The organism is Syntrophus sp. (in: bacteria), assembly GCF_040768185.1.
Classification (GTDB): domain Bacteria; phylum Desulfobacterota; class Syntrophia; order Syntrophales; family Syntrophaceae; genus Syntrophus; species Syntrophus buswellii.
On record NZ_JAXGNC010000001.1, the window covers coordinates 601,754 to 626,665 of the forward strand.

The 24,912-nt window shown below is 55.9% G+C and carries 21 protein-coding genes; 4 read left to right on the forward strand and 17 right to left on the reverse strand.

What is annotated here, in order from left to right; genetic code table 11:
• Positions 1 to 119: 119 nt before the first annotated feature.
• On the forward strand, positions 120 to 329 hold the full coding sequence (locus AB3175_RS02795; protein WP_367359407.1) for a molybdopterin-binding protein: 210 nt from the start codon (positions 120 to 122) through the stop codon (positions 327 to 329).
• A gap of 228 nt (positions 330 to 557) precedes the next feature.
• On the opposite strand, the gene AB3175_RS02800 is transcribed toward AB3175_RS02795, so the two are convergent.
• The 3 genes from AB3175_RS02800 to AB3175_RS02810 form a co-directional block, all read right to left on the reverse strand.
• Positions 558 to 1,373 (reverse strand): XdhC family protein, encoded by an 816-nt coding sequence (locus AB3175_RS02800; protein WP_367359408.1) that lies wholly within the window; start codon positions 1,371 to 1,373, stop codon positions 558 to 560.
• Between the two features lie 92 nt (positions 1,374 to 1,465).
• Complete coding sequence (locus tag AB3175_RS02805) at positions 1,466 to 2,257, reverse strand: DUF364 domain-containing protein (protein WP_367359409.1); 792 nt, start codon at positions 2,255 to 2,257, stop codon at positions 1,466 to 1,468.
• 166 nt (positions 2,258 to 2,423) lie between these two features.
• Positions 2,424 to 3,869 (reverse strand): UbiD family decarboxylase, encoded by a 1,446-nt coding sequence (locus tag AB3175_RS02810; protein ID WP_367359410.1) that lies wholly within the window; start codon positions 3,867 to 3,869, stop codon positions 2,424 to 2,426.
• Positions 3,870 to 4,114: 245 nt separating this feature from the next.
• Between AB3175_RS02810 and AB3175_RS02815 the strand changes: the two genes are divergently transcribed.
• Genes AB3175_RS02815 through AB3175_RS02825 form a run of 3 tightly spaced genes read left to right on the forward strand, consistent with a single transcriptional unit; the run spans position 4,115 to position 6,314 of the window.
• Positions 4,115 to 4,546 carry a hypothetical protein gene (locus AB3175_RS02815; protein WP_367359411.1) on the forward strand — a complete coding sequence of 144 codons (432 nt, stop codon included), beginning with the start codon at positions 4,115 to 4,117 and terminating at the stop codon, positions 4,544 to 4,546.
• A 3-nt stretch (positions 4,547 to 4,549) separates the two neighbouring features.
• A complete protein-coding gene (locus AB3175_RS02820) occupies positions 4,550 to 5,113 on the forward strand; it encodes a UbiX family flavin prenyltransferase (protein WP_367359412.1) in 564 nt (187 codons plus the stop codon).
• Positions 5,114 to 5,168: 55 nt separating this feature from the next.
• On the forward strand, positions 5,169 to 6,314 hold the full coding sequence (locus AB3175_RS02825) for an MFS transporter (protein WP_367359413.1): 1,146 nt from the start codon (positions 5,169 to 5,171) through the stop codon (positions 6,312 to 6,314).
• Positions 6,315 to 6,455: 141 nt separating this feature from the next.
• On the opposite strand, the gene AB3175_RS02830 is transcribed toward AB3175_RS02825, so the two are convergent.
• The 14 genes from AB3175_RS02830 to AB3175_RS02895 all read right to left on the reverse strand — a co-directional run bounded on the left by AB3175_RS02830 (position 6,456) and on the right by AB3175_RS02895 (position 24,785).
• Positions 6,456 to 9,125, reverse strand: coding sequence for a GNAT family N-acetyltransferase (locus AB3175_RS02830; RefSeq protein WP_367359414.1), 2,670 nt, complete (start codon positions 9,123 to 9,125; stop codon positions 6,456 to 6,458).
• Positions 9,126 to 9,547: 422 nt separating this feature from the next.
• The gene (locus tag AB3175_RS02835) at positions 9,548 to 11,626 is read right to left on the reverse strand and encodes a TonB-dependent receptor plug domain-containing protein (RefSeq protein ID WP_367359415.1); all 2,079 of its coding nucleotides are present in this window, start codon (positions 11,624 to 11,626) and stop codon (positions 9,548 to 9,550) included.
• Between the two features lie 210 nt (positions 11,627 to 11,836).
• The gene (locus AB3175_RS02840) at positions 11,837 to 12,907 is read right to left on the reverse strand and encodes an ABC transporter substrate-binding protein (protein ID WP_367359416.1); all 1,071 of its coding nucleotides are present in this window, start codon (positions 12,905 to 12,907) and stop codon (positions 11,837 to 11,839) included.
• Positions 12,904 to 13,788, reverse strand: coding sequence for a class I SAM-dependent methyltransferase (locus AB3175_RS02845; protein WP_367359417.1), 885 nt, complete (start codon positions 13,786 to 13,788; stop codon positions 12,904 to 12,906). Before AB3175_RS02845 ends, AB3175_RS02840 begins: the two co-directional genes overlap by 4 nt.
• On the reverse strand, positions 13,788 to 14,882 hold the full coding sequence (locus AB3175_RS02850) for an ABC transporter substrate-binding protein (protein ID WP_367359418.1): 1,095 nt from the start codon (positions 14,880 to 14,882) through the stop codon (positions 13,788 to 13,790). Before AB3175_RS02850 ends, AB3175_RS02845 begins: the two co-directional genes overlap by 1 nt.
• A gap of 122 nt (positions 14,883 to 15,004) precedes the next feature.
• Complete coding sequence (locus tag AB3175_RS02855; protein WP_367359419.1) at positions 15,005 to 15,772, reverse strand: DUF364 domain-containing protein; 768 nt, start codon at positions 15,770 to 15,772, stop codon at positions 15,005 to 15,007.
• A gap of 13 nt (positions 15,773 to 15,785) precedes the next feature.
• Positions 15,786 to 16,166, reverse strand: a complete 381-nt coding sequence (locus tag AB3175_RS02860; RefSeq protein ID WP_367359420.1) for an ExbD/TolR family protein — start codon at positions 16,164 to 16,166, stop codon at positions 15,786 to 15,788.
• Positions 16,147 to 16,581, reverse strand: coding sequence for a TonB-system energizer ExbB (exbB, locus tag AB3175_RS02865; protein ID WP_367359421.1), 435 nt, complete (start codon positions 16,579 to 16,581; stop codon positions 16,147 to 16,149). Before exbB ends, AB3175_RS02860 begins: the two co-directional genes overlap by 20 nt.
• A gap of 84 nt (positions 16,582 to 16,665) precedes the next feature.
• Positions 16,666 to 17,532, reverse strand: a complete 867-nt coding sequence (locus tag AB3175_RS02870; protein WP_367359422.1) for an ABC transporter ATP-binding protein — start codon at positions 17,530 to 17,532, stop codon at positions 16,666 to 16,668.
• On the reverse strand, positions 17,523 to 18,536 hold the full coding sequence (locus AB3175_RS02875) for a FecCD family ABC transporter permease (protein ID WP_367359423.1): 1,014 nt from the start codon (positions 18,534 to 18,536) through the stop codon (positions 17,523 to 17,525). Before AB3175_RS02875 ends, AB3175_RS02870 begins: the two co-directional genes overlap by 10 nt.
• A 26-nt stretch (positions 18,537 to 18,562) precedes the next feature.
• Positions 18,563 to 19,348 carry a TonB family protein gene (locus tag AB3175_RS02880; protein ID WP_367359424.1) on the reverse strand — a complete coding sequence of 262 codons (786 nt, stop codon included), beginning with the start codon at positions 19,346 to 19,348 and terminating at the stop codon, positions 18,563 to 18,565.
• A gap of 83 nt (positions 19,349 to 19,431) precedes the next feature.
• Entirely contained in the window at positions 19,432 to 20,016 is a 585-nt protein-coding gene (locus AB3175_RS02885) for an FmdE family protein (protein WP_367359425.1), read from the reverse strand.
• Positions 19,994 to 20,881: a DUF364 domain-containing protein gene (locus AB3175_RS02890; protein ID WP_367359426.1), complete on the reverse strand. Its 888-nt coding sequence runs from the start codon at positions 20,879 to 20,881 to the stop codon at positions 19,994 to 19,996. The genes AB3175_RS02885 and AB3175_RS02890 overlap by 23 nt, the downstream gene beginning before the upstream one ends.
• A 553-nt stretch (positions 20,882 to 21,434) precedes the next feature.
• On the reverse strand, positions 21,435 to 24,785 hold the full coding sequence (locus AB3175_RS02895) for a CHASE2 domain-containing protein (protein WP_367359427.1): 3,351 nt from the start codon (positions 24,783 to 24,785) through the stop codon (positions 21,435 to 21,437).
• Positions 24,786 to 24,912: the final 127 nt, after the last annotated feature.

Below are 24,912 nucleotides of genomic sequence, written 5' to 3' on the forward strand. Positions count from 1 at the left end.
AGGTTTCTTTCCGATATGGATGTTTTGTTGCTTAAAATCATTAAAATTAATTGGAAGATATTCGATCGTGATCTGTGTTTTTTTACTGTCAAAATTTAATACTGATGGAGGTAAGGGTCATGAAACTGAGTGCAAGGAATGTTTTGAGCGTTACCGTGTCAAGCGTCAAGAAGGGGGCTGTAAATACCGAAGTCGTCATCGCTCTGAAGAGCGGACCGTCTCTCGCGGCGGTGATCACCAACACGAGCGCCGACAACCTGGCCCTGAAAGACGGGGCGGCTGCCTTTGCCATCATCAAGACAAGCAGCATCATTGTAGGCGCAGAATGATCACATGATGGGACATCTTCCCGAAGGCTTCTATTTCTTTCGCCTTCGGGAAAGATGTCCCCAGGACGAAGAACAAAACATCTCTGCGAAACCTTTCTTTTGGCCATGCCGGCCTCAATGACCACATCAGGCTGAGGGAGATCTGTAATCGTCCCCTCGGGTTGCCTGGGAACAGCCGTTTTTCTTTTTAAAAGGGAATATGGATCCAGTCCGGTGAGCCAGGATCCTTTACGTTGAAGTCCAGTCACGGCGCAGGTGAGAAAGATTGCCGCCGCGGCAGAGAAGAACGACTTCGGTCAGGATGGACAGGGCAATTTCCTGGGGTTGATTGCGCCCGATCGACAGCCCCACCGGACAGTAGAGCCGCTCATCAATTTCTCCGCCGCGCCCCCGGATGTTCTCGATCAGCACGCGCGCCTTATTCGGGCTGCCCACCATGCCGATATAGGGGATCTCCTTGCAGGGAAGCAGTTGTTCCAGAACCACCTCGTCATGGTCGTGTCCATAAGTCATGATGACGCAGTAACTCATGGCCGTAAGTTCGATATTCTCGGAAATCCTGTCAAAGGGGGCGCAGACGAGGGCCCCGGCCCCGGGGAAACGATCGGGGATCAGAATTCCCGGCCGGTCATCATAAACGCGATAGGACATTTCCATGACGGCACACAGGCGCGCCAGACACTGCCCGATATGGCCGGCGCCGAAGATGACCAGTTCAGGCTCGGGAACAATCGGTTCGATAAAGACCGTCATGGTCCCCCCGCAGGCCCCCAGGGGACGATCCTCTGCCATCCATTCCCCCCCTTCAACGGGAGAGACAAAGCGCTGCATCAGGCAGGTCCGATGAGCAATGGCCTTGGCGGCCAGTTCGATGCACTGCTGCTCGGACGTGCCGCCTCCCACCGATCCGGCGCTCCGGCCATCTTCAGTCACGACCATTTTGGCCCCCGTCTTGCGCGGTGTGAATCCCTGGGCGTCAATAATCGTCACGATCGCACAGGGGATGCCCTGTGCCTGCCATTCAACCAGGCGGTCAAGCCACATATCCTCTCTCCTTGAATGAACTTTATCCGCGGCCCGCGGCGCTCTCATCCGTCGACGGCGTCGGCGGCATCATCCGAAAGGCCAAGGGGAATTCAATGCGCCAAGGCGGCAATCCGCTCCCGGAGTTCATCCAGGTCGCTCGCCATATTGAGGCTTCGAAGCGCCCCGGACGGGGCGTTGGCGATACTTCCCCCACCCCGCAACGCATAGCCGGACATGAGCTCCACATCGTCGATAGAAGTAATGCCCAGTACATCAACGCCATAACTGAAGAGCACGGGGCTGGCGGGTACGGTGGGACCCATGAGGATCCTCATCCGGGCGGACGGCGTCCGGCGGATCACGGCTTCGAGGGTTTCGTTGACAACGGTCAAGCCGGTCATAAAGACCAGTTCGGCGTCCTGGAGCGCCTGGTCAGCCTGCTCCCAATGGATATCCCCCGGGCGGGGAAAAAGCTCCACAATCGTGACGGGATAGCCCTGCTCCCGCCACAGGGCCGCTTTTTTGAAGTAGCCGATAAAACAACTCGGTACGCGGGCTGTTATGGCCGGCTCGAAGAGTTCCATGGCCCCTCCTTCAATCGTCACGGGAGGTTCCGGGAGCAGGGACTTGAGGCAAGCCATTCCGACACTGCGCCTGAGGTTCTTCCGGCTTGCCAGGAGTTCGAGGGCTGCCGCCCGGGCGGGCCGGCCGATCCAATCCCCCATCCAGGCATCCATGCCGATCGGCTCGTTAAAACCGGGCATGTTATGAAAGTAGGTCGAAAGAGACCATTTCCCGGTCTTGACCAGGACCCAGTTGACATAAATTCTGATATCCTCGATCACCGCCGCCGGATCGGCATCGGCGGCCATGCGCCGGATCATCTCTTCATAGAATCCCAATTTTCAGTCCACGCCTCTTTCATGAAATGGCTAGCCGGATCGGCGCAGGAAAATGCAAGAACGTTCATGGCGATGACTACCCGCTTCAGGCCATCCCGTTTTGCTTTCTTTCTGCATCAAATCCGTTTCCAGGCAGTCCCGCCGGGGAGATCCGCAGGCGCCGGCGCTATTGGATCACAAACTTCCCCAGATCCACATCCTTGAATTTCACCCGTTCAAAGGAGGAGGTGCGGGGATACGGGGCCGTTGCATCCACGCCGACCTTGGTGACCAGGCCGTCCTCAACCATGGGATTCAGGATATGGCCGGGCTGATCTTTCAGGACGATAAATCCCTTCTTGGCGTTGAAGCGCGTCGTAATCGCCCATTCGACGTCGATCGGGTCGTAGATATTGACATCGTCGTCCACGGCCACAACCCACTGGAGGGATGGAAAGGCCTTGAACGCCTCCTGGATGGCCTCGTTCTGAATGCCCTCCCTGCTCTTGGTCAGCTGGAGAACGGCGCCATAAAACCCGCATCCCCCCGGGGGAAGGTAAACCGCTTTAAGGTCAGGAACCTTCTGTTTCACCGTAACGAAGATCTTCGCCTCGGCGGTGAAGCCGACGGCATTCCAGACTTCCTGGCCCGAGAGCAGGGAATGGAAGACAGGATTCTTCCGATGGGTGATCGCCTTGACCCGCATGACCCAGCGCTTGTCCTGTTTTCCATAATATCCCGTCACCTCGGCAAAGGGGCCTTCCGTCTCCCGGACGTGAGGGATGATTTCCGCTTCGATCACGAACTGCGCATCGGCAAAGGCAGGGACATCGACGGTCTGCGCCTTGATGAAATGGATCGGCCTGCCGACGATATGGCTTGCAATGGTCGCCTTTCCGGGCCCCGTTCCCGGTACGGAAGAAACCAGCCAGGGGGCGAGCCCGACGCCGTTGTTGATGGTCACCTGAAGGGGTTTCCCCTGCTTTTCCATCGTTTCAAGGTAGGCCCCCAGGTGCCTTCCCGGATCGATCAGGAAGGTAAGGCGATCCTTGCCGGTGATCATGATCCGGTGGATGGAGATGTTGGGCTTTCCCGTCGCCGGATCATTCACCACCACCACGGAAGAGTCGAAATAGGGTCCGCCGTCCTGCAGGGCATGGACCGGGGCGGGAAGATCGTAGAGGTTGACACCCTTGGTCACGACAACCTCGTTGGCCGGTCCCTTATCGAGAACCTTCGACGGCAGCGCCTCCTTGTCCTTTCTCCACGCACCGATGGCCTGGCCTATGACGAAGGGGACCTTCTCCTTGGGGACGTTGAAGAGGGAGCCCACCGTATCGCGGTTCCACAGAAGGCCCATGAATACCGGGAAGGCGCTCCCCTTGACCTTTTCAAAAAGGACGCACTTCTTCCCCTCGAACTTCTTTGCAATGCCGGCGAGCTCATGGACCGGATCGACCTCCGATTTGACGCGGACGAGATTCCCCGTCTTTTCCAGGTAGTCGATGCAGGCGTTCAGGTCCACGAGACGATCGGCCTTATGCGGATCAGGCGCGGCCTGGGCGGGCCAGCCGGGGGAACTCAAAAAGAAGAAAAAAACAAGGGGCACAAACAGTCTGATGGTCCACTTCATGGTCGTAATCCTTTCTCTTTTTTTTTGGGCATTTTTCTTCTCTCAGGATGGGAGCCTGTCAGGGATAAGGCCATCCAGGCCGCTTTCAGCGAAGTAAGATATTCATAGATGACACACGGCCAATTGTAAACAGAAAAAGTCTTGCATTGCTTTGAATTTTCGTTATACGGGAAAAAGCTAAGGGAAGCGGCTCCACGGAACCGGCGGCGCAATGGTTTTCGCGGAAGCGTTGAAGGGGGAAACTCTTGCAGGCAACAAGAACTTTGAACGGGATCCTCTTCAGGACGGAAGAAGGCCGGTATGATCTGGATGCCTCGGCGCAGTGGATCGGACAGGATCTGCTCGTCTCGATCTGGGGAGGCGAACGGCCGCACATCGGAGCCGTCGCGCTGGCCCAGCCGCGGCCGAGCCTTCGAGACCCCGGCAGGACCGGCGCCACCGCCTCCGTGCTCTGCGTGGTGGGCCACAAGGAAGACGAAGTCGTAAAAAAGGCGTCTGAACATCTCTCCTCGGTCTTCAAAACGCGGGTCGTCGTCACGGCCGGCATCCACTGGGACAACCTCGACGGCGAAGGAATCGGCCTGGTTCTGCGGAACATCGATTTGCTGACGGAATACATCGTGCAGTACCTCGAGGAAGATCTGAACGTCCCGGATGAAGAAAGGGGAAAGGTCTGAAGAATGGCAAAGCGGATTGTGATCGGCATAACCGGCGCCAGCGGCGTCATCTACGGGATCAGGATGCTGGAAGTCCTCAGAAAGATGGACGTGGAAACCCACCTGATCGTCTCCGAGTCCGGAAGGAAGACTATTGAAATCGAAACGCCCTTTCAGTTCTCCCAGGTAACGGCCCTTGCTTCCCGCTGGTATGACAACCGGGATATGGCCGCGGCCCTGGCGAGTGGCTCATTCCTGACCTGCGGCATGGTCGTCATCCCCTGTTCCATCAAGACCCTTTCCGGCATCGCCCATTCGTATACGGAGAATCTCCTGATCCGTGCCGCCGATGTCACCCTGAAAGAAAAACGCAGACTGATTCTCGTGGTGAGAGAAACGCCGCTTCATCTCGGCCATCTCAGGCTTATGGAGGCGGCAGCGGAGTGCGGCGCCCAGATCCTGCCCCCCATTCCTTCGTTCTATCACCAGCCGTTGAGCATCGATGACCTGATTCATCAGACCATCGGAAAAATTCTCGACTCCCTCGGCATCGAACACGATCTGTTCCGGAGATGGGAAGGCGGATGAGCCGGGCGAACAGCAGGCAACAGCGGCGGCAGGCCGCGGATCAAGGACCCCCCCCGTGAGGAATGTCCCGCTTTATGTCGTCAAATTCCTGATCACGTCCTACACGAGCATCCTGGCGCCTCTCCTTCCCCTTTTCATGACGGAGATGAAGCTTTCCCTCACGGAAACAGGCGCCCTGGTCTCCGTCTTCTCGCTCTTCAATTCGGTGCTGCAACCCATCTTCGGCTGGCTTGAAGACCGGCTGGGATATTATCCGTTCCTGTGTCTTTCCCCTCTATGGGTCGGGTTCTGGATGGGCGGGCTGGGTTCCGCTCCGAATTACGGATTTCTGGTCCTGTTCCTGCTCCTTGCCGGAATCGGGATCTGCGCCTTCCATCCGGCGTCCTTTTCCGCCGTGAAGGCCATCCATCCCGACGGCGGATCCCTGGTCATCTCCTTCCTTCTCCTGGCTACTTCGCTGGGGTTTGTTGCCGGCCCCTCCCTCATTTCCCTCTTCGTTACGCACTTCGGTATGGAAAAGTTTTACCTGATTTCTTTTCCCGGCATCCTGGCCACCGTGTGGCTTTTGAAAATTCTCCCGAATCCCGGGAGCCGCCAGCGGTTGCAGGCGAAAGGCTTCTCTTATCCCCTTGCGAAGATTCTTCCCCCGATTTTACCCCTTTTCCTCTTTGCCCTCGCCGTCAGCATCATCGCCATGAACCTCTATGCCTTTCTGCCCATCCTTCTGCGCCAGCACGGGGCATCCGTAACTAGAACAGGCCTCTTCCTCTCCCTGTTGTCCCTGGGCTGCGCCCTCGGTCCGCTGGCCGGCAGCCTCTCGGCCCGCAAGACGGGGCGATTCTTCGTGATTCTTCTCTCCTCCATCCCCCCCATTGTTCTCCTGCTGCTTTTCAACGCGATGCCGCCGGCAGGCGCCGCACAGCTGCTCATGGTGTTTCTGCTGGGGTTTTTCCTGATGCTCCCCTTTTCCCTTTTGATCAGCATGGCGCAGGAACGGGCCCCCGGATATACGGGAACGGTCTCCTCTTTTCTGGGCGGATTCGTCTGGGGATGTGGCGGGGTTCTCGTTTTTCTCTTCGCAAAAATCGCGGAATCCGTACCCCTGGAATGGCTGCTGGGGGGACTGGCCCTCTTTCCCTTCTTCACCCTTGTGCTGGTACTGGCGGACCCCTCGTTCCGAAGGCAACGGGAAGATCCCTGAAGCTCTTGCAGCCTGCCACCCCCGGCAAACTGCCCTGCCCCCGGCGGTCCGGTTCCGCCTTCGCCTTTCCTGATCCGTCAAAGCCTCCCGCGGCGGAGAGAAACTCTGGAGCATGTTAAAAATAAGGATAATCCGTACCCATCAGCCCAAATTCAACCTGCACTCGCTGGAGCCCCCCGGAAGCTGCCGGACGGTAAAGCCAAAGCGCCTGAAGATTCCCAGCATCGTTGCATTCTCCGAAAGGACCTCCGCGTGCACCTCCGGAAGAGATTTATCCCTGGCGATGTCAATCAGGGACTCCAAGAGCCTCTTTCCAAGTCCTTTTCCCTGGTACCGGTCGTGCACGAAAACGGCCAGTTCCCCGGAGGTCATATCCGCATTCATGACGAGGCTCGCCGCCCCGATCATCCTTTTTTTCTTCTCCTCCTGAACCTCGGCAATCAGCGACATATGCCGATCGTAGTCGACGTTGACAAAGTAGATGAGCAATTTGCGGGGAATGTCCTTTACCGTGTGAAAGAACCGGGTTCTCAAGGATTCCGGGGAAGAAGAAAGGAGCATCTCGGATTTCGCAGGTTCGTCTTCCGGCCGGATGGGCCTCAGGACCACTTCCGCTCCAGGCTCCATCTGCCAGGACCGAATGTATTTTGTAGGGTAAGGGCTGATGGCCAGATGAGGATAGGCCGATGGACCGTCCGGGCGAGGATCTCTTTCGATCGTTATCCTTGCATCCAGGGCGGCCATATCCTCCGGGGATACCGCAAAAGGATTGATCACGATTTCCGCTATCTCCGGAAAGTCGACAATCAGATTGGAAAAATTGATCAGCACTTCCTCAAGCCTTGCAATATCTGCCGCTGAGCTTTCGCGGGAATTCCGCATCATCTTGTACACACGGGTGTCCTGGATCAGCATGGACGCCAGGGTCTTGTTCAGCGGGGGAAGGCCGACGGAATAATCCCTTCCGGCCCCGGCCATGGGCCCACCCGACCCGAAGAGGATGACCGAACCGAAATCCGTATCCTTCCTTGCTGCCAGGAGGAGTTCATGCTCCACGCGGCTCACCATCTTTTCCACGGCCACGCCACTGAGCGTCGCCTCCGGGGCCCATTTCCTCACTCTTCGGACCAGCTTTTCACAGGCACCCGGCAGCTCGTCCCGGGAGTCGATCCCCAGGATGACGCCATCCACCTCGCTTTTGCGGGAGATATCGGGCGAGACAATCTTGAGAGCGACCGGATATCCCAGCTTTTCGGCGATGGCTACAGCCTCTTCAGGATTCCGGGCAACCTGGGGCATCGCCGTCGGAATTCCATAAGCGGCGAGAAATTCCTTCGACTCCTGTTCGTTGAGCAACGTCCGTCCCTCTGCAAGGGCATTGCCGATCAGCGCGTTGAGGCGTTCTTTCGGAGGCGCTTCCTGCTCGGGCAGCGCGGCGGGGATTTCATACAGCCGATCGAGGTACCGCCTGTAATTGTACATATTCATGTAGCTTCTGGCCGCCTCTTCCGGCGTGTCATAAACCAGGATGCCGTTCCGGGAAAAAATGCCTTTGCCCTCCTGAACCACTTTTCCGCCCATCCATACAGCGATGACGGGCTTTCTGTTTTTTTCAGCAACCTTCACGATCGCCTGCGCAACTTGATCGGAGGGGGCATTAATGAGGGGCACATAGTTTACAATTGCACCGTCCACCGCCTCATCCTGGATGCATATGGCCAGTGCCTCCGCATATTGTTCGACGGTGGCGCCTCCATGTAGATAAACCGGATTCGCCTTGTTCCAGTAAGGCGGCATGACGGTGTTGATGCGGTCTATGCTTTCCTGTGAAAGATTGGCCAGTTCCCCGCCCTTTTCGAGCAGTGCATCCATGGTGACCGCGCAGGGACCGGCGGAGCCGATGACGGCGACCCTCGGACCTCGGGCAAACTTCCGGGAAACAAGGACCGTCGCCGCATCAAAGAGTTCCGCTATTTCCTTGACTCTCAATACGCCTGCCCGCCGGAACGCCGCACCGTAGACGGCACTGTCACCAGCCATGGAGGCGAGCTGAAAGTCAGTCCCCCCGGCCCCTTCGCCGTATCTGCCGGGCTTCAAAACGATGATGGGCTTGCGGCGGGCAAACCCACGCGCCGCGCTCATGAATTTCCGCGCATTTCCGACACTCTCCATGTAGATCAGAATGCTTCTTGTAGCCTCGTCATATTCCTCCAGGAAGTCGATCAGATCGGCAAAGTCGATGTCGATCATGTCCCCGAGGGAGGCGAACAGGCTGAAACCGATCCCTGCGTCGGCCGCCCAGTCAAGGATGGCGCTTCCCAGGGCCGCACTCTGAGAGATGAAAGCGATACGGCCTGGCGGGGGGGTGTTTTTAAGAAAAGTGGCGCTCAGGTTGAGGGGAGGCCTGATAAAACCGACGGAGTTCGGACCCAGGATGCGCATCCCGTACTTCTTGCCGATCCTGTTGATGTCGTGTTCCAGTCGTCTGCCCTCTTCGCCGGTTTCACGAAATCCGGCCGAGACGATGACCACGCCGTTTACGCCGGCCGCTCCGCATTCCTCCAGCGCCCGGGGCACAGAGCGGGCCGGTGCGGCAATGACCGCCAGGTCCATCTGTTCAGGAACAGCAGCGATATCAGGATAGCTCTTGATCCCGAGCAGGGACTCCGCCTTCGGATTGACCGGGTAGATGCGCCTTTTTCCGGAATTCAGAAGTTTTTCGAGAATCGATCTTCCCACGGCACCGCGTTTTTCCGATGCCCCGACCAGGGCGATCGTTGCCGGATCGAACATTGTCTGTATGTGACCCATCTATGCGTCTCCTCTGCTCTTTGCCAGGCAGGAGCTGCCGGGCGATTCTCCGTTCATGCCCTCCGCCGATGCCTTCCATCGGTATTACATGGATCATGTCGAAGGTGAAGAATGTGGAGTGGAATCCCCCCGCTTCGACCCTTCCTCCCTGCTCGCCTTGATTCCAGGCGGACCTCCGGGCGAAGGCGATTTTTGTCGCCTTCGCCCGGAGGTCCGAGTGTTCCCATGGTTACAAAACCACACGGGGGTTATACGCAAAGATGGTACATTTATGACGGATTTACGCAAGAAAAATCATCTTCGGTATTGAAACCTGAACGCAGCCGGGACAATCGGCGTCCCGGCATATCATGGGTTTTCCGCACCGGCACACGGGACCTCATCAAGCCCGGCGTTGGTCATTCGCTTCCAGATGAAACGCTTCAGAACTTGACGGAAACGCCGCTCCAAAAGCTGCGCCCCTGTGCCGGATAACCGTCTCCCCATTCATAATAGTTGTCGAAAAGGTTGTTCGCCGCAACATAAAATTCAACGTGTTTCCCCATGGGCTGGGTGACCTTGGCGTTCCACAGCCAATAACTGTCCAACGAATCTTCCTGTCCCGGCGTCACGTTGGTCCAGACGTGAGACACATAGGAGCCATTGAAATCCATCTTCGTGTTGACGGAAGGCAGCGTGTACTGAGCCGAAAGGTTGAACGCTCTCCTGGGGATACCCGTTACATCATCGCTGACCCGGTCCTCACTTCTATCCTTTGCATAGGTATAGGTGTAATCGGCCCGGAGAATCAGTTTATCCACGGGATAAAGTTCGACTCCCGCTTCGTAACCGATCGTTCTCACGCCATCGATGTTTATCGGATGATAATCACCCGTTTTTGTGGACCCGGTAGACGAAATCTTATCCTTGATGTCATGCCAGAAGAGGGCGAAATCGGCCCTCATGAAAGATCCAAAGGGCCTGGACGCCCCGATTGTATAGTTGTTGCTCTTCTCGGATTTCAGATGGGGGTCTCCCCAATTGGCATCGAGCTTGTTGTAGAGACTTCTGAGAGTCGGAAACCGGCTCTTTCTGGCTGCAGAGGCATAGATCTTGGTATTATCGGAAAAGAGATAGTTGGCTCCGATCATGTAATTGATATCATCGTCATTTGGCTGATAAAGATCCTCCTGCCCGAGATAATCGCCATAGGTTGCTGTTTCCGTACTCGTGACGTTTCTTTTGGCCTCCGTCACCTCATACCAATCGTAGCTGAGCCCCGCAACGACCGTAAGATTCTTGATCAGGGTAAATTCATTTTCCAGTCCGATCGAACCCGTGTAGGACCGGTATTTCTCGTACGGCAGATATTCATCCGCCACTTCCTTGTGGGAATCCCCTCTGTAACTCAAGCCCAGGCGGACCGAATCCCATGATACGGGTTGAAAATCTACAATGAGCGATCCGCCCGCAAGGTAGTCTTTATAATGGCTCTTGGCCAGCACATCGTCAAGCGACGGGTCTTCATAGGCATAAAGGCTGTCTTTATGCCTGTGATAAAAAAGCTTCCCTTTGAGCACCAGCTTATCGGACAGGCGCTGGCGGCCATCCAGATCGACCCCCCATTCATCGTAGTCGGGGATATAGCTCGCGTAAAACTGAGAGAAAACGGGGCGGGCCCATACCTGGTTGCCTTCCGTATTGGACGGCACCCCCTTCTCCTTCGTCCGGTAGAAGAGGGTCATGTAGTATTGAGAATCCTTGTTCGGTTCGATTCCGAAGCGGCCGCTTAGATTCTGAGTTTCATAATCGGAATTATAGCGTTTGCCGCCGTCTTCGAAAACCTTTGCAGACGTTGTTTTATTATAGGGAAACTCGTGAAAATCCGTCAATGTCCCCTCTTTTACAGGATAGTCGTCCGACAGATCCCAGCCGCCCGATTTTTCATACATATAATTAAGCCAGTAATGGAACATGCCCACCTTCATGCCGTGAGAAGCGGAGGCCCGGTAGGTGTCGTTTCCCGACACTTCGAACGAGGCGCTGGTGAAGGGTTTTTCCGTCGGTTTTTTTGTGATGATGTTGACGACGCCCCCCATCGTGTTGGCACCGTAGAGGACGGAAGGCGCTCCCTTGATGATCTCGATCCTGGCGATGTTATCCGTACTGATGCTGTTCAGATCGAGGATGCCGAATTTGGTCTCATAATAAGGAACTCCGTCAATCATAAAAAGGATCTGGCTCTGATCGAAACCGTGAATCGATACGGTGGCCTGATTCTTTGCTCCTGTCGTCACCCGGACGCCCGGGGCTCTCGACAGGGCTTCGGCAACCGTATGGCTGTTGGTCGCCTTGATATCGTCCGCCGTGATCTCGTTTGTAATGGCGATATTTTTTTCCCTTTCCCGATCGGCGGAAACCACCACCTCCCCCAGATCAAAGGGCTGAAATCCACTGTCGGAAGCTCCCGAGTAGGCAAAAGGAACCGTTAAAAAAATAGGAATAAACAAAGACGCAATCATTAACCATAAATGTCTTGCTCCAACCACTGCAACATCCTCCTTTCATGATTTTATTTGAAGTCCCGGACACCCCATATCCAAAACGGCTCTCCAACTCCCTGACCTGCCTGCATGGCGGCGCAAGCCCCGTATTCCCGTGTTTGCAGGCGGGTCCAGGCGGACAGCAGGCAGTGCACCCCGTGAATCTTCATCTCCTTTCTTCTTTGTTGATTATTGTTGCCGATGAATCAAGGCTCGAACCTCCTGCGGCGTGAGGTTGACCTGAAGAAAAACCCTGAAAAAATCCTGCGTTTCCTTGACCATGTCCGCTCTGTAGATGGTCGGGTACAAACAGCCCGCCACCCACTTGGCCCCCATAAGCCGCATGAAGGACGGCGGCCGGTCGAACCAGTTGAAAGGTTCCCTGGGAATGAGATAGACCCGTTTGTTCCGTACGGCCTTGATCCGCTGCCACAGAGGATCCGAAAAGATCTTCCTGTAGAAGACGTCCTCCATGACCAGGATCACCTCCGGATTGGAGAGCAGGACCTGTTCGAACCCGACCTTTTCCATCCCCATGGGATTAGAGGACCGGCAGCGGTGGACATTCCGCCCTCCAACCAGAGGAATAAGCTCCGCATGCGGCGAGGAATCGCACTCCGTGCTCAGTCCGTCGACGCCTTCGGCATAGTACACGGAAACCCTCTTTCCAGGTGGAATCGAGGCCGCCAGGGCGGACATCTGTGCGAGCACTTTGCGGGTATAGGCAGCCAGCTCTTCCCCCCGCGCCCGGCGGCCGAGAACCCCGCCGAGATAGGAAAAGGCACCGGGATAATCCGCCAGCGAATTCAGGGAAACGGAAATGACGGGCATGGGCATCCGCTTCATCACCTCATCCACCTTGGTCTTCATGGCGGAATCTTGTGAGGAAGTCACGACGATCTCGGGATTGATTTTCAGGATCATCTCCAGATTCGGTATCGCTCCCTGTCCGAACCACCCCCCCAGAACCGGCAGACTTTGCATGCTTTTCCGAAGGTAGCGCTTCTCCCACGGCCGGACCGGAAAATTGAGGCCGGCCAGCATGGCGGGGTCAAGGGCATAGAGCATGTAGGTGACCGGTGGAGAGGTGCTGTAAACCTTCCGCGGGACATCGTGTACGGACACCTTCTTCCCGAACATGTCGGTAATTTCCCTGCCCTGCGAAGACCCTGCAGAGCCCAGGACCGCCAGAAGCAAAAAGGTCAGTGCCCAAAAAAACCGGTTCCACATGCCCTGCACTGTTGCCGTCCGTCCTCTCATCCTTTGCCCCTTCCGTTTTTCGTCCAATACAGAACCGCCCAGCAATAATTCCTTGAATAAGGCAACCGCCAGCGCCCCTTGACTCGAACCAGGCACTGCCCCAGGTATGTCCGGAGTTTCTCTTCCTCTTCATCGGTCATTCCTTGAAGCATCCACCGCTGATCTTCAAACGCCTCTTCAGGGCTTTCCCAGGAATTGGGGTTCGACTCGGGGATGAAGGTGACGTTCGCCCGAATCCCCATCTCATAGAGAAGGTTGACATAGAAGATATAATCCGGCCTTTGTTTGAACTCCCTTCCCACCGACTCCAGCAGCTTCCTGTCGAAGGGACCGTCACCGACCTGCGTGGAGATATAGACGGCCTTTTCTGCAATTCTGTCCAGTTTGGCTATGGAGCCGCCGTCATCTTCGCTGAGAAGCGACCGGGAGGCGATGGCCACATCGTGAACGCCTATCCCCAGGCGGTCCCAATCGTCCTCCCACCGTCCCAGGAGGGTCTTCACATTCGCAATGCCGCCTGTGCAACACCGCTGCTCAACGATCTCCAGCATGCGCTCCGAAAAATCGACGGCGGTAATGGCTTTCACCTTTCGGGCAAGGGGGATCGCAAGCGTCCCGCCGCCGCAGGCCATATCAAGCACTGTCCAGCTTTTACGGGGTTTCATAATCCGGAGAAAAGCCGCAGGATATCCCGTGGAGGCGGCATGCTCCGAAAACTCCCGAGCCCGTCCATTCCAGAAATTCTGCCTGTCTATCCAGTCGGACTTCGCTTGATTCTTTCCCTGGATTGTAGAAGAGTTGTTGTTTTCCATCGAATGATCACCCGCCGCTTCTCCTCTTCCGCCATGGACGGATTTCCCTTCCAAAGCAACAAGGGGCATTAACCCTGCTCCGGAGCTGTTCCCGGAACCGCTTCACCCGCCTTTACCGCAGCTTCTTCCTTCGAGAGCGGGGGCAGGCAGTTCAGGATCCTTTCCGCATCCTGATCCGTTACCGCCTTGCCGTACACCTCGGAATAGAAGGCCTTCATTTCTTGAATCATGTCCCAGTCCTGAAATTGTTCGGGGTAAAAGATCTTGGCCAGATGGATCATCAGGAGCACGCCCTCGCCGCTGGCATGATCCCAGGTGTAGATCCCCCGGGGGAGATGATAAACCTTCCCGCTTTTGACGGCTTTCAGCGAAGCCCAGTCCGGATTCTTCTTCAGATCATCCGAGGGATCAAAATAGCCGCTCAGGAGGATAATATCCGGATCCCACAACAGCACCTGCTGCAGGGTCGCCGTGGCATGGTTGTCATCCAGCGCCGCCGGCAGGTAATTGCCGCCGGCGACCTCGGTGTTCCAGTGCATCACGCTGCCGTTTCCCTGGCTGCCCAGGGGGCTGCCGTGCAGACCGCCGTAATAAACCCTGGGCCTGTTTTTCTTTTCGATCTTTGAGGTGATGGAGAGGATCTGCTGGACCTTCCGGTCGAAATAGCGGTTATATTGATCCGCCCTCGCTTTCGCGTCCGGTCCAAGAAGAGCGCCGAAAAAGGATATCTGCCGTTTAAAGTTCTGCCGATATTCATCGAGGCTCCCGGGTCTAGTGTCGGCGTTGAAGGTACAGACCGTTTTCAAACCGGCCTTGCTATAGGGTGACTCTTTCGTCATCCCGGGGGTATAGAGTACGAAATCAACGTTCATATCCCGCAGCTGCTCCGGCGTGACGCCCTTATTGGATTGAGCTTTTTTGATCTCCGGATAGAGCCGGTAGGCCCAAGGTGATTGCTGTGCCATCAGGAGTATGGAATTGCCCCCGCCGAGGGTCATGATCTTTTCCGGAGACACGCAGTGCATGCAGACGATTCTCTTCGGCTCGACCGGCACCTCGACCTTTTTGTCGCACATGTCGGTGATGATTTTGTGATCCCCGGCATAAAGGGGGATATTACCGATACCGGCGCCGAATAATACGGTTAACAAAATACCCAACATAAAAAGAATCCTCCTGTTTTTCATTGATTGAACCTCCTTCAAGTTATATTGTCTGTACCGTCCTGCCGCAGAAATTGCCCTTTTCAAAAGAATTCCCCCTGCTCCTGGAGGTTCTCCTCTCCTCATTCCGCTCCCGCAAGCCTCCGGACGATATCGTCGTAATCCCTGATGATGCTCACAAAGCGAACGCCGCCATTCTTCTTGAGCTGAAGAAAAGAAGCCCCTTCGCTCACCGATTTCAGCACGACGTCCTTTTCCGTCACCACGCTCCCGGCGAGCATGTCGATGCCGTAATCGAAGAGCACCTCGGAGAGGGGCGTCGATGGCCCGAGAAGCATCTTGACGCTCCCTGTTCTGCAGAGCTTGAGAATGCCGGGGAGGGTATCGTTGATGAGGGTCGTACTGGAGATGACGACGATGTCCGACTGCGGGATAAGATCATTTCCGCTCTCTTCCGGATAATCTCCCACCCTGGGCCGCTTTTCTATGATCCAGAGATTTTTGGCCTCTCTGGCCAGCGCATCGAGATAGGGGAAATGACCGATGACGGAGATATTCTTCCCCTTGCCCAGATCCTTGACCAGTTTCAGCCCCTCGACATCGGAATATCGGTTCGGGTCCACATCGATGAGGGAATTGATGACGGCTAGTCCCAGGGATGCCCTTGCCATGCCGCCGCTGAGACCGTAGCGCGCCAGGCCGAGGGCGCTCATCTCCGTAAGATTGCCCTCCAGTCCCCCTCCATCCTCGTGGCTGCAGCCCCCCTGCGCCATGGTCGAGGCCAGACCGCAGCGCCTGCTCACCACGGCGGTCCAGGAGAGCCCTCTTCTCACCTCCTGGACCGGTGCGTCTTCCTTGACGGTTTTGAGAATATTCTCCAGAATGTCCATGCTGTGAACTCCTTTATTTTATTGTCTCCGTCTGGAGGCTTACCTGCCGAAATCCTGAATTTTTCACGACATCCAGGACATCCACAAAATTCTGCAGCGGGATGTCCCGGTCCGCCCGGATCATAAAGGGGCTGCCGCGGTCCAGCGACCGGATGCCATCCGCCAGCGCTTCAAGGGTGACCGATTGACCGGAAAAATAGATTTGACCGTTTCGGTCGATTTCTACGGTGCGAACCTTCAGCGTCTCCATCCGGTTCTGGGATGCCTTGGGAAGGCTCACCGGAATGCCTCCGGTGGCGATGAAGGTCGAGGTGGTCAGAACGATCGTCAGCAGGACCAGCATCACATCCACCAGGGGAATGACGTTGATGTAGTCAAACTCCTTCTCTTCCATGTTGAATCTCCCAGTTCATCAGAAGAACCTTGACCCGGCGCAGGAGCAGGTTGTAAAGAACCACGGAGGGAATCGCCACGCAAAGCCCCACAGCGGTCGCCTTCAGGGCCAGGGCGAGGCCGACCATGATTTTCCCCGTATCCAGAAATCCATCCCTGCCCAGAGTGTAAAAGGTCAGCATAATCCCACAGACGGTCCCGAGCAGACCGATATAGGGGGCATTGCTGCCGATCGTCGCGATGAGGTGCAGCTTCCGGGTCAGCTCCATTTCGAGGGTTTTCCGGTCCGTAAACTTCTCAAGCTGAATCTTTCTGTAGAGAAGGTGCCGTTCGATGGCGATCCCCACAGAGATCAAGCTCAAGAAAACAAGGAACCAGATAATTCCGTAATCCACTGCTTCTTTCAGCCATTCCATTCTTGTCCTCTTTCCTGATGGCTTAACGTTTTAATAGCTGGTTCATAAAATCGATATGTCCAAACCGCCTGCGCCCGGATCGCCTCATGCCCCTTGAATGACCGCACAGGGAAGTGGGCTGTCCGAATCGTCCAGCACCCTTGGAGAATGGCCGAACCCCGCACAGCCGCAGATGGTCTGGGGAACGCATACCCGCAGGGATCCTGTGAGCTTCAGCACGTTGACCCTGGCGTTATAAAGGGAAAAGAGATTCTCGGAACTGATGATCTCGTCGCATTTTCCGTCCGCTGCGATGGCGCCGTTCTTGATCAGAATGGCACGGTCCGCGATCCAGAGGGCGTGTTCGGGAGAGTGCGTCGATTTGATAAAGGTGTATCCTTCCCGGGACAATTTGATGATCTGATCGAGGAGCCGCAGCTGATTCCCGTAATCGAGACCACTGGCCGGTTCGTCCATGATGAAGGTCTTTGCCCCCTGGGCAAGGGCCCGTGCAATGAGGGTCAACTGCCTCTCGCCGCCGCTGATTTCCGTGTACGCCCTGTCCGCAAGATGTGAAATGGAAAGCCTCTCAAGGGCATCGCCTGCGATCCGCTGGTCGGTCTTCGAATAGCGAAAGAAGAACGGCTTGTAGGGAATCCTCCCCATGAGCACCACATCCATCACGGTATAGGGAAAGGAACTCCTGTGGATCTGCGGGACATAAGCGATTTTTCTGGCAAGTGCTCTTGAACCTATCTGTCCGATATTTCGGCCGTTAAGGAAAACATCGCCATTGGCGGGACGGAGAAGACCGAGCATGATCTTGATCAGGGTGCTTTTCCCGCAACCGTTCGGCCCCAGCAGGGTCACGATTTCACCTTCACCGATGGCGAAACTGACGTCACTGAGCACGATCTCCCGGGTATAGCCGAAAGAAATATGTTCCACTTCGATCAGGGATTTCAGTTCCATCCTTTTTTTGCCTTCCTCAGAATGATTACGAAAAAGGGGATGCCGATCAGAGCGGTGGTAATTCCGATGGGGATCTCCACCGTGAAGATCATCCGCGAAATGTCATCGACGACAATCAGATAAATGGCCCCGATGAGGGCGCTTGCCGGAACAAGGATCTTATTGTCGGGCCCCACCAGCATCCGGGCGATATGGGGAATGATGAGCCCCACCCAGCCGATCATTCCCGCCAGCACGACGGTCAGCGCACTCATCAGCGTCGCCAGAAAGATGAGGGCCAGACGGATCCCCTCGACAGGAATGCCCAGCGACCGCGCCTCTTCATCCCCCATGCTCAGGGCATTGAGATACCCGGAAAACAGGATGACGAGCGCGATGCTCGCCGTTTGAGGAATCCCGGCAGCCAGCAGGCTTTTCCCATCCACGAGGGACAAACCGCCCATGAGCCACTGGGTGATGGCGGGCAGCTGGTTGTAGGGATCGGCGATATATTTGATGACGGATAAAAGGGAAGTGAAAAGCGCACTGCTGATGACGCCGCCGAGCACGAGAAGAAGGATGGTATTGCCTTTGTGGATCCGGGCAATGCCCACGGAGAACAGGACGGCAAGAAAACCGAAAAGAAACGTCAGGATCTGCACGGCAATCCAGTTTTTGGAAAAAACCATTCCAAACGCTGCGCCGAATGAGGCCCCTGCCAGAACGCCAAGAAGGGAGGGCGACACGAGGGGATTGACAAACATGGCCTGAAAGGCGGTCCCCGCTACGGCAAGCGAAGCACCGATGAGGATGGCCGCGATAATCCGGGGCATCCGAATCTCGAGGAGCAGGCTCTCCAGAAGACTGTATCGTTCAGGGTCCATGCTGCCCGCACCGAACATTTTCATAAGGAAGAAGTTTCCGATATCATTAAGCATAATAGGATATTTGCCAAGGGTCAGCGAAAAGGCCACCGTAAGAACGAGAAGAAGCGACAGCATCGGAAAAAGAAGATTGCGTTTCATAGATCGAGGATCTGCCGTCTGATGGTTCATGTCTTCAGAGCGTAGGTGACGGGAATGACGAGTTCCGCCCGCACAGGCGGCTTCGGAAAGGGCTGGACCTCACGAATCGTCTCCACGACGTTCCTGTCCAACACGACGTATCCCGAACTTTCAACAATCCTTATGGTTTCCACCTTTCCATCCTCCCGGATCATGAATGACACTTTCACTTTTCCCTGCCAGCCGTTCTTCCTGGCCATCGGGGGATACGTGAGATTTTTCAATATAAGGTCGCGGATATAGGCAAAGTGTTCCCTCAAATAGCGGCTCTTCAGCCCCTCCCCGGATTCGCGGCCCTTTCCCGCTCCCTCACTGCCGTCTGCACCGTTCCTCATGCGACTGCTGCTTCCCGCTCCGATTCCGGCGCCTGCAACAGATGCAACGCTTTCCTCATGGGCGCCGGAACCAACAGCCTTTAGCGGAGCGGCCGTCTCAATCGGCGTCTTGTCAAGCAGGGGAACGGCCTCCTTCGCCGGTTCAACGGAGGCCCTGTCCACTGCCGGAGCGGGATCAGATGAACGTGCCTTGCGGATCGGGCTCTGCCGGGAGAGTTTCTCTCGGATCGGAAGGCTCTGAGTCTTTTTTCCGGCCGCCGTTTCCTGGCGGCTTTCTTCCAGACTCCCGCCCGGCGGCTCCAAAGTCAGGAAAACTCTTGGGGTCTCGGAATATTGAGCGGACAGGTTCCCGGAAAACAGGATCACCGCGACGCAAAAGGCATGAAAAACAAGGGACAGGAGCATTCCCTTGCAGGTGCGGATTTGCCGATCCGTCATTGTTGGAACAGAGTTCGTCTCCCCGCAGTTCGATCGCCCCGCTTCCATACCTGAAGAGCACGTGCGCATCGCCTCTTACCCGCTCAACCTTCCGTCTTTACGCAATAATACTTCTTTTTCTCAAAGCATGGCCTGCAGAGCGTTGCCCCCTCACCGTTCATCTCCCGCCCATCGAGAACATCTTCCCCGCAAAGGGCGCACCGACAGCGGCGGACGGGCTTGCCGGGCATGTCTTCGGAACGCAGAGGGACTTCGACCTCGGTGACGGACAAAAGCTCCTCTTCGCTGAGGCTTCCGAAGTCGGTTTCACTTCCGCCGTCTTCGCCGTCCTCTCTTTTGTGTTTGACTGTCACCCGCACCGCTTTTTCCGTTTCCAGATTTACAAAGGTTGCCGCCATCTTCCCGTAATCGAGGACCTTCATGGTTCTTTTTCCCGGTCTGCATCCGGTCAAGGCCATGATCGCATCCGTCGCGCAGCGATCGATTTCCACAAAGACCATCAATTTTTTCCCATCCGCCCCCTTGGGATCCGCAATGCCCAGTTTTCGCAGGGCACACATGGTCATCCTCGTTCCGATCTGAATGCCGCCGCAGATGTCTCCATGAAAGCGCCCCGCCTCTTCCAGCAGTATGGCGTACTGATCCCTAGCCTGTTGCTCTTCGGTCATTGTCTCTCCTCGTTAATTGTTCGATCCGTTCCTCGTTGAGCACATTGATCTTTTTGAAGCAGCGGCCGAAAAGCCGATAGGCGCCGCCTCCCTCGGCAATGATCTCCAAAGCCGCATCGCTGTCCGTCACGATGGCGGTTCCGACCAGGGCCACCCTGCGCCGGAAGAGGGGCCCCGGGACAAAGCCCGCCGTTGGTCCCGCAACGGCCACGACGGCCTCTCGCGGAACAAGCTGGAGGAGAGACTCAATCGTACCGTTGGCGACGGTCGCCCCGGTAAAAACGGCCGTCTCGCACTGCGCCAGGGTTTTCGCCGTATGCTCCGGAGAAACAAATTCCCCACAGGCCGATTCGACTTCGCTCCGACTTTCCTTTTTGTAATCAATGACTTGAATTTTCCCGGCCCCCAGTTCCTTCAGGCGTTTCAGGAGTGGAATGATCGCCCCCACCATGCAGATCCGCCGCCCGGCAAAAAGATGCGAGACATCCGAGAGGTCCGTGTTCTCCGCCAGAACATATCGTTCCTCCCGGAAAAGGGGCACGGAGAGGGCATTGATCGCCGCCAGCCGAAGGATATGGGCAAAGGGACTTGACAGGGTACCGGACAAAACGTCCTGTACAGGCATCCCGGAAATGGGAGGGAAATCTTCCCGCAGAATCTGCCGGCCTGCATCCGCCACCGTTTCGGGCGGCGTGTAGGCAACCCCTCCGGAACCGTTGGAGAGTTTTACGCCCGTAAAAAAAACGCCGACCACCAGCCTCTCAACAAAGAGAGATTCCATGGCGGCTCCATAATGACAGCGGAGAACATCCGCTGCTTCGTTAAGGATGGACAATGAATTGCTTTGATTAAAATGACCGGTCACACTCTCCTCCCCTGCAGATTTCTTTACATCGCTGAACCTGACCGACGATTTCACACACCCCTTTACCCCTGGCATCCGCTGTTCTCCTCGACGACAGGAAGTGTCCCGTTTCGCCGATTTGACGGCATACCTTCCTTCATCACTCTCGTTTGGAAAAAAAGGCTGAATCGTCCATGCAGCGCATAGCATATGCGGTCTTTAATATATGTGCCGTTGGGCATATGCTTTCTCGCGCATAATGTCAAGCATATTCCTTCTTTTCCTTTAAAAATAACTATGACGAATGGCCTTTTCTCGGAAGGGATCTTTGGAGCGGAGGGCGTATCAGCAACTTCAAGAATGAAATCGATCTGTCGCTTCTGAATGTTATGAGGGTATTTGAAGAATTAATAAGGAATTGATTTGCGGAAATATTTCGCGTCAGTTATGCGCAGAACCCATTAAGCCGGGATGGCGGGAGCGGCAACTTTTTTCACGAACATCGTTTCAGGATGGGACGATTACAGCCTTTCCTTTGACCCGAATTGGAAATCCGCCACACGGAAGGCGCTTCTCATTCTGCTGACCGTGCTGTTGGACCGACAGCAGCCGACCCTGTTGGCCTAGACAGCTCCTCCTTAATCGCCAGACCAAGCCCTTCAAGGGAATAAGGTTTTCGAAGAAATCCCCCGGCCCCGAGTTCCAGGACTTTTTTCACCTTCTCAGTCTCGGAATATCCACTGAGAATGAGCGCCTTCTGATGGGGGTGAATTTCAAGGATTCGCCGGTAGGTCTCCAGGCCGTCGATTCCCGGGTCCATGATCATATCCAGGAGCAGCAGATCCGCCTTCTGGGACGTCAGGTAGGAAATTGCCTCCTCTCCGCCGGAAGCGGTCACCACGTTATAGTGCAGTTTGGCCAATATGCTCGCCGCCAGGTGTCTTTGACCTTCGTTGTCATCGACCACCAGGAGGGTTTCTCCCGAGCCCGTACACTGATCGAGGGAGATCTGCTCCTTGCTCTGTGCCAGCCCCTCCCGCGTTGCCGGGAAATAGAGGGTGAAAACGCTTCCCACCTCCTCCTGGCTCGTCACCTCGATGTATCCCCCGTGATCCTTGACGGTGCTCCAGACAATGGCCAATCCCAGGCCTGTCCCGCTTTTTCCCATGGTTTTTTTCGTGTAGAACGGCTCGAAAATCCGCTCCAGTTCCCCAGACGCAATCCCCTGGCCGGTGTCGGATACAGACAGGGCGACATAATCCCCCTCCTTCACTTCGCTGTACCCTTTGACCGGTGTCTCCAGATAACAATTCTCCATTTTTACAACGACTTCTCCCTGCCCCGAAATCGCCTCGGCCGCGTTCGGAACCAGGTTCATCAGTGCCTTCGACAGGTGGGTGGGCGATCCCTTCACATTCATCAGGTCACTGGATATATCCGTCCGAAAGGATACCTGGGGATGGTCCTGCCTCAGCCCGGCAAAATCGGGGCTATTGAAATACACGGATGCCAGATCGCGCAGATTGAAGACTTCGGATACCGCGACCCCCCTTCTGGCCAGGGTCAGCAGGTCCTGGATCATCGCAGCGCCACGGACACCGGACTGGTGAATATTGATGGCATAACGCCTCAGAGGATTTCCCTCCGGAATCTCGAGAATCATCATCTCGGCATAACCGACCAGTACGCCCAGGACATTGTTCAGGTCGTGCGCCACTCCACCCGCCATTGTGCCCAGAAATTCCATTTTCTCCGCCCTTCTCAGCCGCTCCTCCATCCGCATTCGTTCCGTATTGTTACGGATGCATTCAATGGCGGCCATGACGCAACCCTCAGAATCCCGCAGCACAGAGGCCGTAGCGGATATGTGAACATCGCCGGGAGGGAGGTTCGGAGCGTAGGCTTCGCCGAAGATGATATCCCCTTTCCGCCGGATGGCCGTATAGTGCACCGCTATCTCTTCATCCTGCGAAAGGGCGAGGTCGATCAGGATCGGTCTCCGGTCTCCGTAAAACGGCAGGGCATATTCCCGATCCCCCTTGCCGAGCATAGCCTCTTTTCCAATCCCCGTCATGAATTCCATCGCCCGGTTCCAGGCAATCACCCGGCCGCTCCTGTCAACGACCAGAGTCGCATCGGGCAGGAATTCTATGATATCCAGAAGCCTTTGCCGGGATTCCCGAAGGGTTTCCTCCCATCTCCTTCTCTCGGTAATATCTTCAATCGAAGCATCATAGCAGGTGAGTTCTCCGCTGTTTTTCGCCGTCCCCGCGTTGATGGACACCCAGATTTTTGTTCCTTTTCCCGTATAAACCTCCGTCTCGAAGCCCCTGATTTCGACATCTTTCAGAAGCGATTCGAGAATCTTCCGCCCATCATCGGGATGGACCAGGCGAATCGAAGAGACATCCGGAACAGCGGCCAGAAAATCCCCCGGCGTTTGAAATCCCATCATCTGCGCGAGAGCCGGGTTTGCCGCTACCATGCGACCGTCCGGAGCAATCTGGCAGATTCCTTCGAGGGCGTTATTAAAAATGGAGCGATACCGATTTTCACTCCGGCGCAGGCTCCGTTCAGCCTGCCAGAACTTTGAGAGATTAAGAAGAGAAAAATTGGCTGCAACCGTCAGCAGGGGGACGAGAGGAGACACGACAATGCCGTCGATGCGAAAGGCGAAACACGAAAGAGCGCTCAATCCGATCAGGGCGGCAAAGGCGAAGAGAAGACTTCCCCTCGCGCTGGTTTTCGCAAAGAGGACCGTCGACAGGACCCCGGCCAGGAGAATGACAAAAAATTCGAGGCCGGAAATCCAGGGAGGGCTTTTGATGAAGCACGACTGGAGAATGTTCTGGGCCGCAGTGGCGTGGATTTCCACACCCGGGAGATACGAATGGACGGGCGTGATGGTTCGCTCTCCAAGGCCGGTGGCGGATGTGCCTACAAAGACGATCTTCCCCTTCAGAGAGATGTCCGTTGGGCGACCGGACAGCAGGTCCGAGGCGGAAACATGAGGGCAGACCTTTTCCTGTTCCCGAAAATGAATCAGCATGTTGCCGCGCCCATCCACGGGAATTGCCCTGTCTCCCAGGAGAATTTCACAGGGCGTTCCCGTGGAAGTCAATTTTACAAACACCTGACGAAGCTTCATGTGCTTCACGATGGCAGCCAGGACGAGACTGGGGAAATACTCCTCACCGGAAGAGCCGGATTCGCACCGCATCATCAAGGGAATGCGACGCATCAGCCCGTCGATGTCGAAGGAGGCATTGATAAAACCAACTGACGAAGCGGCGGCATCAAAAATCGGCAGATTGCAGACGGCCCCGGAGGCCTTGTAAAAGGGCCGGTTTTCCGGCTGGATGTCCGCATCTCCAAGCAGAGCAACGGAAATCGGATGAGACACACATTCTCTTGAGCTGACGGCTTCATTCTGAAATAAAAATTTCCTTGCAAGGACAAAAGGACCGGAATGAAGGGTTTCCGCCAGCAGGGCGTCGTTGTCCATGACCGCGGGCTGGACATGGTCCATGCGGGGAAAGGCTCCGTATGTCTCCTTGATATCCTGAAGAACAGAAGCTAATGATGTCCGGTCCGGTTCGGCAAACAGAAGATCAACCCCGACGGCGGAAGGGCCCTGCGCGTTGATCTCTCTGAACAGGCGCGCAACACGATGACGGGGCCAGGGCCACTGCCCGAACTCTTGGAGGCTGCGTTCATCGATATCGACAATCACAATATCCGCAGAAGGTTTGTCAACCGGGTTTTCACGGAGGACCGCATCGTAAAACCGCAGTTCAAGAAAGCGGAGAAAAGGGGGATCCAGGAGGTAGAGGAGGGAAAACAGGGCCGTAACGATGAGGCCATAACAGAGCAATCGTTTGTGATCCGGCCAGATGTTTTTGGGAATCGGCCTCAATCTCTTCATCGATTTTTTGTTCCCGGGTTGTTCAGTCCTGTGTGTTGCGCAGCTTCATGATTCCACTCGTCCAATTCCATATCAAAGCGCCCCTTGACGGCACCCGCATCGGCTCCTCTTTGGACCGCGCAGACGG